The sequence below is a fragment of the Thalassobacillus sp. CUG 92003 genome, assembly GCF_013618635.1.
In the GTDB taxonomy this organism is placed as follows: Bacteria; Bacillota; Bacilli; order Bacillales; family Halobacillaceae; genus CUG-92003.
Map to the genome: position 1 here is coordinate 517581 of NZ_JABLSJ010000001.1, position 11871 is coordinate 529451.

Below are 11871 nucleotides of genomic sequence, written 5' to 3' on the forward strand. Positions count from 1 at the left end.
TAAAAACACCTGTCATTTAAAAAAGAATCCCTGAAGCCGGTTGTGGCCCTCAGGGATTCTTTTCGATTTATTCTTGTTCTTCCAGGAAGATTTCTTCTAAATCATCAACCATTTCATTGGCAGCCATGTAACCGCCTGCTGTATTCCAAATAGCGTCACTGACTTCGTAAACTTCATCATTTTGTACGACATCAAGGTTCTGGAATAACGGATCATTTAGCCACTCTTCTTCAAGAGAGGAAGCAGCGCCATCGCCTGTTTCATAGGTGAAGTAGAAGAGTTTATCTCCCTCCATGGCTGGAATACGTTCCTTCGTCGCTTTTTCCATGAAGTCGTTCGCTTGTTGCGATTCTGGCCTCTTAAATCCGATTTCGTCAAGGATGACGCCGGAGAAGGAATCCTTATGATAGATACGGACGTGGTCAGGCATAAAGCGAATTACAGACAATTTTTGGTCGAGTTTGTCGCCGGCTTGTTCGGAAAAGTCGTCCAGGCGCTGGTTGTATTCATCAAGCAACTCTTGCCCTTTGTCTTCCTTGTTCAAGGCTTTGGCGTATAACTTGAAGTTATTTTGCCATTCGCCACGCAATGTCTCGGAAAAGACGGTGGGCGCAATTTCATTCAATTGATCGTAAATATCTTCCTGACGCATCTTGTTACCGATGATCAAGTCTGGATCTAACGAAAGAATTTTTTCAACGTTCACATTGGATTCTGTGCCTACGACTTCAACATCTTGCATGTCTTCAGATATATGGTCATACCACGGGTCGCCAGTCCACGATTCGACGGCTCCCACAGGTTTTTGACCCAGGGCAAGTAGGGCTTCGGTCCCTTCATTCGTTAAAATGACGACGCGTTCAGGCTTCTCTTCAATGGTTGTTTCACCCATCGCGTGTTCGACTGTATAGGGTTCAAAATCGCTGGACGATTCGCTATCGTCTGATGAGTCCCCTTCACCGTTGTCTTGTCCTTCTCCATCTGATCCGCATGCGGCCAGAAGGAAAGAAAAGGTAAGTATAAGAAAGAACGAAAAGAAATATTGCTTTTTCATAGGAAAGTGCCTCCAATTGATCATGATTATCATTTACAGTTAGTAGATTATATAAAAAAGGTAAAGAAGTCAATGAAATTTGCAAAAAAATCGTAATGAAAATGAAAATGATTCTCAAATTCATTGACAGATGCCTGTTCAGAAAATAAACTTATAAAGTAGAATCGTATTTTTAAAGGTTGAGAGGAACACCATATGCTTTTGAAATCCACAAGCATGAAAGGATGGGGGCTGCTGGTTGGCAGTGTACTATTGTTCCTTTCGTTTGCTGCAAGTATTGTTTTAGGGTATACCGATGTCAATCTAATGGATGTATATCAAGCATTTTTTAATTTCCAACAAACGAATGATCATATTATTATTCGCGATGTCCGGCTGCCACGGGCCATTATTGCCGTATGTGTTGGTTCATCGCTTGCCATGTCAGGGGTGTTGATGCAAGCCTTAACGCGAAACCCGCTTGCTTCTCCAGGGATTTTCGGCATAAACGCAGGTGCTTCTATGTTTGTCGTTATTGCCGTCTCGTTCGCTGCTGGGCTGTCGATGCAGTCCTTGACATGGGTTTCCTTCGTCGGCGCTGCTGTTGCTGCCATTATTGTATATGCGATTGGAGCGGCGGGGCGTGAAGGATTGACGCCTGTCAGACTGACGCTGGCAGGAGCCGCGATTGCGGCGCTTTTTTCATCTTTGACCCAAGGGTTTCTGGTGATGAATGAAAAAGCTTTAGATGAAGTATTGTTTTGGTTGGCCGGTTCTGTTCAAGGTCGGTCATTGGATTATTTGCTACCAGTGCTCCCTTATTTCATTTTTGCCTGGATCGGCAGTTTATTGATTGCGAGACACATCAATTTGCTCATGATGGGGGAGGAAGTCGCAACCGGACTGGGGCAGAAGACGGCCTGGATAAAAGCGGCAGCCGGGTTGCTTATTATTGCACTCGCGGGTGGTGCAGTTGCGGTGGCTGGACCGATAGGGTTCATCGGGATTGTCGTTCCGCACTTCGCAAGGAGCTTGGTCGGACACGATCATCGCTGGGTGGTGCCATACTCAGCTTTGCTGGGAGCGATACTATTGCTGTTCGCTGACATCAGCGCCCGATACATCATTATGCCGGAAGAAGTTCCGGTCGGTGTTATGACAGCCATTATCGGCACACCCTTCTTCGTGTATATTGCCCGCAAAGGACTGAAAGGTTCATGAATAAGTATCGTGTGTTTCGGACAAAAGGCGGTCGTTTTTCGGCCCTATTTGATCAAAGAGCATTAACAGTAGCTTTGAGTTTGACAGCTGTTTTGGCTGGGTTGTTCATTTTATCAGCTTCGTTAGGTGAAATGTTTATTAATCCGTTCGAAGTCATCAAAGTACTCCTCGGTCAAGGGAGTGATACATCGGGGTTAGTGGTGAACAAGTTCCGCATGCCGCGGATGCTTGTGGCCCTTTTGACAGGAGTAGCCTTGGCGGTAAGCGGCGCCATTTTACAAGGCATGATTCGCAATCCGCTTGCTTCACCTGATATCATTGGCATTACGGGAGGAGCAGCTGTGGCTGTTGTTGCCTTCCTTTCAGCATTCAGTGACGAAAACAATGCCCTTACCGTCAGCATTCAGTGGATGACGTTAGCTGCTTTTGCAGGTGCCATGGTAGTTGGGATTGCCGTCTATCTGTTAGCATACAAGAACGGCGTTTCACCAATGCGGCTGATTTTGATTGGTATTGGCATTTCCGCATTGATGCAAGCGTTGACGACGATGTTTATGATTGTAGGCCCGATATTCCGAGCTGCTCAAGCCAACATTTGGCTGACAGGCAGCGTTCAAGGTTCAGGCTGGGATGATGTTCATATTTTGGCACCCATCGTAGTGGTGCTTACCATATTTGCAATACTTATAGCTCGACGTGTTAATGCGCAAGAGCTAGGGGATGAATTAGCTGCTGGAATCGGAGCTCACTTGCAGTGGGACCGCCTGTTATTCTTAGGATTGTGTACAGCTTTGACTGGTGTCGCTGTTGCGTTCGCGGGTGGTGTTGGGTTTGTCGGTTTAATGGCGCCTCATATGGCAAGACGGTTGGTTGGTTCTTCATACGGAGGATTGATTCCCGTTGCGGCTCTTGTTGGTGCGATTCTCGTACTCGGGGCAGACTTGATTGGACGAACGATGTTTTCCCCGCAAGAGGTTCCGGCTGGAGTTTTCACTGCTACCATCGGAGCTCCTTATTTCATCTATTTGTTATTCAAGAGTAAGCGTGCATAAAGGAGAGGTACACATATGAAAACGCTGGTGACGAATGATTTGACATTGAGTTATGGCGACAATATCGTGATCGATTCATTGAATATAGCCATTCCAAAAGGAAAAGTCACGGTGCTGATTGGCGGGAACGGCTGCGGGAAATCAACACTGCTGCGTTCTATGGCGCGTTTAATGAAGCCTAAGGACGGCGAAGTGGTGCTTGATCAAAAGAACATTTCTAAAATGCGCACGAAAGAAGTCGCAAAGGAAATGGCGATTCTGCCGCAAAGTCCGATCACGCCAGAAGGCTTAAGTGTTTTACAGCTTGTCAAACAGGGACGTTATCCGTACCAAAGTTGGGCAAAACAATGGTCGATGAAAGACGAAGAAGCTGTTACGCAAGCTCTTGAAGCGACGAATATGGTGGAATTCAAGGAACGACCGGTTGATTCGTTATCGGGAGGACAGCGTCAACGTGCCTGGATTGCCATGACGCTTGCGCAAAATACGGATACACTGTTGTTGGATGAGCCCACGACGTATCTCGACATGACCCATCAAATTGATATTCTGGATTTATTATTTGATTTGAACCAGGATCACGGCCGCACAGTCGTCATGGTACTTCATGATATCAATTTAGCTTGTCGGTATGCAGATCACATCATCGCTGTAAAAGATAAAAGCGTTTACGCTCAGGGGGCTCCTGAGGAAGTCGTTACCTGTGATCTTGTCCAGAACGTGTTTGAAATGACCTGTGATGTACGTGAGGATCCTTTGTTTGGGACGCCAATGTGTATTCCGCACGGTAAAGGACGTTGTATATTGAAGGAAGCGAAAGATCAAATGACAAAAAATCAATTGTCATCTTAGTGATTTTCAGAAAATACCCGGAAGAAAATTCCTCGGGTATTTTCTTTTTTTGTCTACAAACTTGCAGGAATCATGTATGATATAGGTAAAAGGTCGTAAAAACAGAGAAGTAAGGTTTGGTGGATGGGTTAGCACAAATATGGAGGTAGTCGAGATGAGCCGAATAACAGATTTAATCCAAGGCATGAATCAAAACACCTCAGAAGACGCGCGCTATGAGGACTTGCTGCACGTCCTGTTCAATGGGATTTCGGATTTTGTATTCTGCATGGAGGTATCCGGTGACAGCCGATTTACATATGTACACGTCAACCGTTCAGCGCAAAACTATCACCAAGTCGGAGAAACGGACTGGATCGGTCGTACAATAGACGAGGTGTTGAATGGGAAAAACGCGGCTAAAGTTATTTTCTATTATAATAGAGTGGTTGAAACAGGAGAAAGCGTGACGTATGAAGATCAAATGACGGTGAAGAATTACACGTTTTTTGGTCATACAATGCTGAGTCCGTTGAAAGATCAATCGGGCAGGGTAACCCACATCGTCGCGATTACACGTGATATTACGGAGCGGGTGGAAAAAGAGCGTGAACTGTCCCGCATGAATGATATTTACCGTTCTGTCGTGGAAAACACTGCCGATGCAATGCTGTTATTAGATACAGAAGGAAGAATACGCGAAGCAAATCCCGCTTTTGAAACGATGTACGGCTGGCGGGAAGAGCAATTGCTCGGGCATTTTCTCCCCTCTGTCACAAACGAAGATGAACGTGACATGCACACATTAATCAATAGAGTTCTGCGGAACGAAAACGTCTCAGCTTATGAAACGGTACATATAAGAAAAAATGGAGAACGCTTTTATATCGCGATCAGCTTATCCCCGGTGCATAATCATAAAGGGGAAATAATCGGGCTCAGTTCTATCATTCGCAACATTAATGAACGGAAACGTGCTGAACAGAACATCCAGGCCAGTCGCTCGCGCTATCAGTCTCTTTTTCAACATAGCCCTCATCCGATTTTTTCGTTAACCCTCAAAGGTTTGGTGCGAAAAGTGAATCAAGCAGGTTTGGATTTACTGAATGCTGATAAGAGCGCGGTGAAACATACCTCATTTATGCAATGGACCAACAGACAGGAAGTTGAAGATATCCGGCGTCATTTTTATTGGGCTGTAAAAGGGGAAGTGACGTCATTTCAAACCTATCTGTTAACGTGCCAAGGTGAGTCACGCCTGGTAGCCGTGTCGTTGGCCCCCATTATAGAGGAAGGAACGACAGTCGGCATGTATGCCATTCTTCAGGATGAAACGGATAAGCATGAAGCGTTGGTCGCCTTAACACAAAGTGAAGAAAAATACCGCTTGATTGCTGACCATTGCTATGATTTGTTGTCGGTTCATGATTCTGATGGAACGAGCACCTACATTTCTCCATCCCACCAGCGTTTATTAGGGCGAGATTCAGAGTATTTGCTCCATCAGCCGCTCGGCACTAATGTCTATTCTGATGATCAAGCCGAATTGCAAACATGCTTTGCTAAATGCATTGAGTCTTGCCATCCTTTCACCGTTAAAAGCAGGATTGCAAATAGCGATGGCAATTGGACATGGTATGAGTATAAAGGCACGCCGATTTTGCAGGATGATGGGCGCGTTCAGCATGTTGTAATGGTAGGCATGGACATTACCAAACAAATTGAATACGAGGCTCAATTAGAAGAGATTGCCTTTTATGATTATCTGACGGAACTTCCGAATCGCCGGTTATTCGAGGATCGCATGAAGCAATCATTAGCTCATTCCAATCGCCATAACAGTCGATTTGCTGTGTTGTATATGGATGGAGACAGTTTTAAAGCTATTAATGACGAGTTTGGGCATGACGTGGGCGACGAGTTCCTTCGCGAAGTAGGCCAACGTTTAACCACGTGTGTCCGGGAAGGCGATACGGTCGCCCGGATCGGTGGAGATGAATTCGCGATTATCGTCAATGAATTGAATAGTACGGTAGAGGTGCAGCGTGTCGCCGAACGCGTGGTCGCACAATTGCGCGCCACCTATGAATGCGGCAGTCATCAGCTGTGTTCGTCTTTTAGTATTGGCATTGCCTGTTACCCGGAGGATGGAAAAACAGCGAATGCTTTAATGAAAAGTGCTGATATTGCGCTATATTATGGAAAACAACATGGCAAAGGGTCGTTCCATTTTTATCATGCCTTAGAAAAAGAGCAAGGGTCCTCCTAACAAAGTTATTATCGAACGACATGCTGGCACACAAAAATGTCGAACTGATTTCAGTGAAATCGTTCGGCATTTTTCGTGTACGGCCCAACCTCTTCTTAGTTAGTGAGGATGGAAAAATAAAGGAGGAGTATTAAATGATTAATAGAATATAGAGTGTGAAGCGTAAAGTCTAGCATGATAAAAAATGAAGTAACAGGAGGTCAACATGGGTAGATTAGTACATTTCGAGATTCATGTGGATGACATGGAGCGAGCAAAGAATTTTTACGGAGAGGTATTTGGATGGAGATTTGAAGATTGGAGCGAGTATGCTGGAATGCCTTATTTTGGTGCCGTTACGGGGGATGAAAACGAGCCTGGTATCAACGGAGCCTTAATGAAACGGCAAAGCCCTCCTCCCGAATTAAACCAGCCTTTGAATGCTTTTGCTTGTACGCTGGGTGTAGAGGATTTCGATTCAATCTAAAATCATTGATAAGGGTGGCAAGGTTGCTATGTCAAAATATGCCCTGCCCGGGATGGCTTGGCAAGGATACTTCGTTGATACCGAAGGAAACCTCTTTGGTATTCACCAACCGGATGAAAATGCGAAGTAGCTTCTTATGTTAATGTAATGTGAAGGATCCTTTTGTAAGGGTTCTTTGCTTTTTTTTGGCTCTGTTAAAATTTGTTGTTGATATTTGAATAATTCGATAAAGTGTATAGAGTTATCAAATACAATTGGGTATCCTTACAGTCATCAAAATGGTAAAAGGGAATTTATTTCCAAGTGCCTAAACCTATGATACCCTTAGATCCTCTACATCACGATGTAACCATTAAATCTTGTTCCCCTCAGAGTAGATATTTATCTCGAAACTGAGTTTTCAAGTAAAGGGCAGGTTAGTTGAAGACTCAGTTTCGATATTGTATTAATGTGCTTTTTAGAAGCGATAGTTATTTTTGGCCTTGTGATATTTGGTGTAGTTGCATTGGGGGTGGAATCGTTGCTCTAATGGGATTCTTGATCAAAAATCACTGAACCTAATAAAGAATTACAAAAAAAGTCGTGAGCCTTGAGAACGAAGTGAAAAGCCTCAAAAATAAATGGTAACTTAGTTTCGATTCATTCATGTAAAGGTGGCAATAGCTGCACAATAGCTATCAACTTATTGTGCTAACTGAGCATTTAATGGTACAAGAGTTGTAGTTAAATAGGGGAACTTGACAGCGGGGGATAAAGTGAGTATATCCGAGAGTATATTGAGTCTACTAGTATGGAGTATCACATTACTTGCATTCTGATATTTTTTTATTACCAGCCCCCATATGAAATTATCAGTTTTAGTATAATGTTGATCTGTTCTCTCTTGTGAAAAAGTAAAGGAGGGATTGTGTGCTTTCAAATATTTTATGGGGTTTGTTTTTAGTTTTATTTATTGCTTTGATGGTTTTTCTTGATAAAAGAAAACAAAAAAAGAAATTTCATAGTCCGTATCGTGAGAAAACAGAAGAAGAAAAAGAAGTGGAAAGAGCGATTGAAAAAGACAGGTATAGAGGTCCCGGAGGAATGTAAAATTTACTTCAACTAATGGGGGCTTTACTTCAATAAAAAGACATTGATGCAGTGTTTGAAGGACTAATACTTCAAGGTGGTGATAAGAGTGAGAGTTATAACTAAAAAAGGTGAAATTTACAATTTTGAAGAATTTGTTAGCTCAATTAATTCAATTCCAAGAAAACAATCCACCTTATTAATTGGAATAGATGGTTGTGGTGGCTCCGGAAAAAGCACTTTCGCAAATGAGATTAAAGAAGAATGCACTAATGTAACGGTTGTACATATGGATGATTTTTATTTACCCTCCTCACAAATTATTGAAGCAGGTCCAAAGCAAAAACCTATTGGTTCAGACTTTGATTGGAAACGTGTCTTAAATCAAGTTCTCGAACCAATTAGCCAAAATCAAGAAGGATACTATCAAAGTTATGATTGGGACGCTGACGAGTTAGCGGGGTGGCATACTGTCCCTGTAGGAGGAATCGTAATAATCGAAGGCGTTTATTCGATTCGTAATGAATTAGCAAATGAATACGACATTACAATGTGGGTTGATTGTCCAAGAGTAACAAGACTATCACGAGGTCTTGAAAGAGTTGGGGAAAAGGCTCGCGATATCTGGGAAAATAATTGGATGATTTCAGAAGACATTTATGTGGAAGAACAAAAACCATATGAAAGAGCAGACCTCATTGTTAATGGTACTATGTGAATATCCATCAGCTAACGGGTTAAAAATTGTCTCGAATCTGAGTATTCCTGTATCGGGGGCTTATCCTGAATAATGGATAAAAGTTATGGGGGTGATCACTATTCAGAAATGTAATTATTGCAGTAGTCAATTTAATTGGTCAGTAATTTTAATTTCACTAATGTTAGGGTACAAACCGATTAAATGTGATAAATGTGGAAAGGAACATAAAATTGCATTTTCTTCTAGGGTCTTTCCATCTATATTTTTAGTGGTGCCAATTTGCATGTTGAGTTATTTTATTAATGTTGAATCCTCTATCACAGTAAATTACGCATTAATAGTAATGATAGTTTATGGCGTAATCTTTATTTTATTACTTCCGTTTTTTGTGAAATATAAACTAGTAAAGTAAAATTACTCTTCTCTAAGTTAACAGTTATCTTGAATTCAAGTCTTTCTGTAACGGGGGGGGGGCAATAGTTTAATTAAGAAGTATTAGTCACACTCTGCTAGAACTTATCGATTAGGAAAGGAATTGTTACAATTGGAAGTAAAAATAGAGCCATTAAAAGGATTTACTCCACAAATTGGTCACCTTGTGTCGCAAATGAACTATGCAAGAAAAACAACTTTAGAAGCTGTATCAGGATTAACAATCTCTGAATTGGATTTTTTGCCAAGTGAGGACGGCAATAGTATTGGAGCGCTCTTATTACATATAGCTGCTGTAGAGGTAGGGTTTCAAATAGAAATTTTTGAAGGCCGTAGACCAAATGAACAGGAAATGTTGGAATGGGGATCCCCTTTTAGTCTTGGAGAAAAAGGAAGAAGAGATATTAAAGGATATCCATTAGAATTTTATATCACAAAACTTGAGGAAGTAAGACATAAAACACTTCAGAAATTTGCAACGTTGACTGATGATTGGTTATATGAAAGCAGACTATGGGACAATTACTCCTCTAACAACTACTTCATTTGGTTTCATGTTTTTGAAGATGAAATCAATCATAGAGGGCAAATAAGAATAATTAAAAAAATGTTGTCACAAGAATAGTATTTATTTCATTGTAGATTATGAAATTTTTTAGATTATCTTGAAATCGAGTCTTCCTGAAACGGGGGTAATTGTTCAATAAAGCATTAGCCCTTTATTACATAATCGTAAGGAATATCCTGTCATTAAATTATTTAACTGACGGAGCAGTAGAGTTGAAGAAGTGGTTTTTTGGGGGGTGTGAATTTGTGTAAAAGAATTGTTTTGGTTTTTCTCATATTAGTGATAATGAGTGCTTGTAGTTTTAACAGTAAGACTTTGAATACTGGAAGTCTTTAAGCGGAATTTTCTTTCAATTAAATTTAATGCAGCAGAATACAAATAATGCTCAGGAATGAAACATGTAAGAAAAATCTTATGAATCTTTCCAATTCGAGTCTTCTTGTGTGTTGTATACCGTTGCCCTATGATAGAGAAAGGTCGGTCAGTTTTTTTAGGTTATAATTAGGCGAGATGCCGAGCTCTGGCCATTTTTGTTCGTTCCGATTCACCCAGGCGGTAGCCAATCCGTAGCTTGCCGCTCCTGCAATGTCCCAGGGGTTACTGGAGAAGAAGAGGACGTCATCTTTTTCAGCATCCATCTTGTCCAGCGCAAACCGATAAGCTTCGGGATGAGGTTTATAAACCTTGTTTTCGTCTACACTGATAACTTCTAAGTCCTTTTCTAATCTGTTATGGGTAAGTAAAGGATTGAGCATATCGAGCGTCCCATTGGAGAATATCGTCAATTGTTTTTCTGCACAATCCTTGGTAAGGGTCATAACTTCCGGGTAGGGACGCAAGTATTTATACTGTTCCATCAGCTCTTTGATATCCTCATCAGTCTGAGAGACATTGTTTACAGCTAAAGCGTCTATTAAAGCCCATTTCGTAATGTCATCAAACGGGCGATAATCGTCAATTAATTGACGAACCATAAAGTAATGGACTTGACGGCTGCGCCATTCCTGACTGATTGCTTCACTTTTATCAGGATACATCGCATGCAATTTTTCCTGAACAGAGTGGACGTCGAATAATGTTCCGTACGCATCAAATAAGTAAATCGGGTAATTCATTCCCTTTCCTCCTTTCGTCGCTTATGTCATTCCCTTCCGCTCGGATGGTAAAACTGTAGTCAGGGGAAGGGAGTTGTGAACTGTTCACAAAATAGTCATCACTCTATCATGAGTTATTGATTCTCGTTGGCTCCCACTTCATGATATGATTTATTATGGAAGTTTTTGAATGCCTGTGAAGAGGGGATAACTTATGAAAAAGTTTTCAATTGCTACCGTAGCGATCACATTCGTTGCGCTTATACTTGGCAATCTTGTAGTAGCCACTCATTCAGGTGATGCCTGTGGAACAAGTTGGCCATTTTGTAACGGGCAAGTCATCCCTGATTTTAGTGATTATCATGTTTTAATAGAATATTCTCATCGTATGATGGTGCCGCTGTTGGCCGTTTTCACCTTAATCAACGCAGTGGGAGCCATTCTTAAGCATAGAAGAAGCCAACCCGTGTTTTGGCTGAGCATCGGCAGTCTGGCTTTTCTCTTCATCCAGTCGATGATCGGCGGGTTAAACGTCCTGCTTGGGACGCCCCCTGGTTTTACGACGTTTGATGTCATCTTCAGTCAACTTCTGTTGTTGAATCTCGTCGTGCTCAGCTATAGCCTCCATGAAGAGAAAATCGAGCTTGGTCAAACGAAGTGGTCCACGGTCACAATGAGTTATCGGGCTTTTCTGTTAGGGTTTACGCTGTATGTTGCTCAGGTCATTTTGGGGGCTTTCTTTAAGCATAGCCGTGCCAGCAATGTGATGATGGATATCCCTGCAGTGGAGTATTTAGTCGAAAGCCCGCAGCTGGCTAATTTGATTTATTCTTTCCATTGGCTGGCGACGATCGTCATCATCGTAACTGCTTTCTGGTTCGTCATGTATGCTTCCAAAATCAACTATCATGTCATGTTGTCCTGGTTGTATTTGATTTCGATCTTTTTGAATGCTGCAGTCGGCGTGATCATTATTGTTACAGGAAACGTGGTGCTCGCTTCGTCTATTCATATGATACTGTCGACCGTCACTATGGTTATAGGCGGCAGCGTCCTCGGAGGATACTGGTTCAAGGTGCAAAAGAAGACCATAAAACAGGCGCTATAATATAAAAGCAGTTCAATTCTGGCGTACAC

Annotated in this window: 11 protein-coding genes and 1 pseudogene; 10 read left to right on the plus strand and 2 right to left on the minus strand. The window is 42.1% G+C overall.

Features of this window, described 5'->3' with window-relative positions; all coding sequences use genetic code 11:
• Positions 1-67: 67 nt before the first annotated feature.
• Complete coding sequence (locus HOP45_RS02385; protein ID WP_181347291.1) at positions 68-1054, minus strand: ABC transporter substrate-binding protein; 987 nt, start codon at positions 1052-1054, stop codon at positions 68-70.
• A 195-nt stretch (positions 1055-1249) separates the two neighbouring features.
• Here HOP45_RS02385 and HOP45_RS02390 point away from each other — a divergent pair, with 195 nt between their 5' ends.
• The 9 genes and pseudogenes from HOP45_RS02390 to HOP45_RS02430 all read left to right on the plus strand — a co-directional run bounded on the left by HOP45_RS02390 (position 1250) and on the right by HOP45_RS02430 (position 9697).
• On the plus strand, positions 1250-2254 hold the full coding sequence (locus HOP45_RS02390) for a FecCD family ABC transporter permease (RefSeq protein ID WP_181347292.1): 1005 nt from the start codon (positions 1250-1252) through the stop codon (positions 2252-2254).
• Positions 2251-3306 carry a FecCD family ABC transporter permease gene (locus tag HOP45_RS02395; protein ID WP_181347293.1) on the plus strand — a complete coding sequence of 352 codons (1056 nt, stop codon included), beginning with the start codon at positions 2251-2253 and terminating at the stop codon, positions 3304-3306. The genes HOP45_RS02390 and HOP45_RS02395 overlap by 4 nt, the downstream gene beginning before the upstream one ends.
• A 15-nt stretch (positions 3307-3321) precedes the next feature.
• Positions 3322-4158, plus strand: coding sequence for an ABC transporter ATP-binding protein (locus HOP45_RS02400; protein WP_181347294.1), 837 nt, complete (start codon positions 3322-3324; stop codon positions 4156-4158).
• 154 nt (positions 4159-4312) lie between these two features.
• Positions 4313-6406: a PAS domain S-box protein gene (locus HOP45_RS02405; protein WP_181347295.1), complete on the plus strand. Its 2094-nt coding sequence runs from the start codon at positions 4313-4315 to the stop codon at positions 6404-6406.
• A 205-nt stretch (positions 6407-6611) separates the two neighbouring features.
• Positions 6612-7002, plus strand: a pseudogene (locus HOP45_RS02410) (VOC family protein).
• Positions 7003-7781: 779 nt separating this feature from the next.
• On the plus strand, positions 7782-7961 hold the full coding sequence (locus HOP45_RS02415; protein WP_181347296.1) for a hypothetical protein: 180 nt from the start codon (positions 7782-7784) through the stop codon (positions 7959-7961).
• Between the two features lie 145 nt (positions 7962-8106).
• On the plus strand, positions 8107-8658 hold the full coding sequence (locus tag HOP45_RS02420) for a uridine kinase family protein (protein ID WP_181347358.1): 552 nt from the start codon (positions 8107-8109) through the stop codon (positions 8656-8658).
• An 85-nt stretch (positions 8659-8743) separates the two neighbouring features.
• Positions 8744-9052: a TIGR04104 family putative zinc finger protein gene (locus HOP45_RS20945; protein ID WP_181347297.1), complete on the plus strand. Its 309-nt coding sequence runs from the start codon at positions 8744-8746 to the stop codon at positions 9050-9052.
• Between the two features lie 132 nt (positions 9053-9184).
• Positions 9185-9697 carry a DinB family protein gene (locus HOP45_RS02430; protein WP_181347298.1) on the plus strand — a complete coding sequence of 171 codons (513 nt, stop codon included), beginning with the start codon at positions 9185-9187 and terminating at the stop codon, positions 9695-9697.
• A gap of 404 nt (positions 9698-10101) precedes the next feature.
• On the opposite strand, the gene HOP45_RS02435 is transcribed toward HOP45_RS02430, so the two are convergent.
• Positions 10102-10755 carry a haloacid dehalogenase type II gene (locus tag HOP45_RS02435; protein WP_181347299.1) on the minus strand — a complete coding sequence of 218 codons (654 nt, stop codon included), beginning with the start codon at positions 10753-10755 and terminating at the stop codon, positions 10102-10104.
• A 193-nt stretch (positions 10756-10948) separates the two neighbouring features.
• Here HOP45_RS02435 and HOP45_RS02440 point away from each other — a divergent pair, with 193 nt between their 5' ends.
• Positions 10949-11842: a COX15/CtaA family protein gene (locus tag HOP45_RS02440; protein ID WP_181347300.1), complete on the plus strand. Its 894-nt coding sequence runs from the start codon at positions 10949-10951 to the stop codon at positions 11840-11842.
• Positions 11843-11871: the final 29 nt, after the last annotated feature.

Excerpts from the sequence above, each read along its gene's own strand:
- HOP45_RS20945 (WP_181347297.1), top strand. The coding sequence starts at position 8,744 with ATGGGGGTGATCACTATTCAGAAATGTAATTATTGCAGTAGTCAATTT.
- HOP45_RS02400 (WP_181347294.1), top strand. The coding sequence starts at position 3,322 with ATGAAAACGCTGGTGACGAATGATTTGACATTGAGTTATGGCGACAAT.
- HOP45_RS02435 (WP_181347299.1), bottom strand. The coding sequence starts at position 10,755 with ATGAATTACCCGATTTACTTATTTGATGCGTACGGAACATTATTCGAC.
- HOP45_RS02440 (WP_181347300.1), top strand. The coding sequence starts at position 10,949 with ATGAAAAAGTTTTCAATTGCTACCGTAGCGATCACATTCGTTGCGCTT.
- HOP45_RS02390 (WP_181347292.1), top strand. The coding sequence starts at position 1,250 with ATGCTTTTGAAATCCACAAGCATGAAAGGATGGGGGCTGCTGGTTGGC.
- HOP45_RS02405 (WP_181347295.1), top strand. The coding sequence starts at position 4,313 with ATGAGCCGAATAACAGATTTAATCCAAGGCATGAATCAAAACACCTCA.
- HOP45_RS02385 (WP_181347291.1), bottom strand. The coding sequence starts at position 1,054 with ATGAAAAAGCAATATTTCTTTTCGTTCTTTCTTATACTTACCTTTTCT.
- HOP45_RS02395 (WP_181347293.1), top strand. The coding sequence starts at position 2,251 with ATGAATAAGTATCGTGTGTTTCGGACAAAAGGCGGTCGTTTTTCGGCC.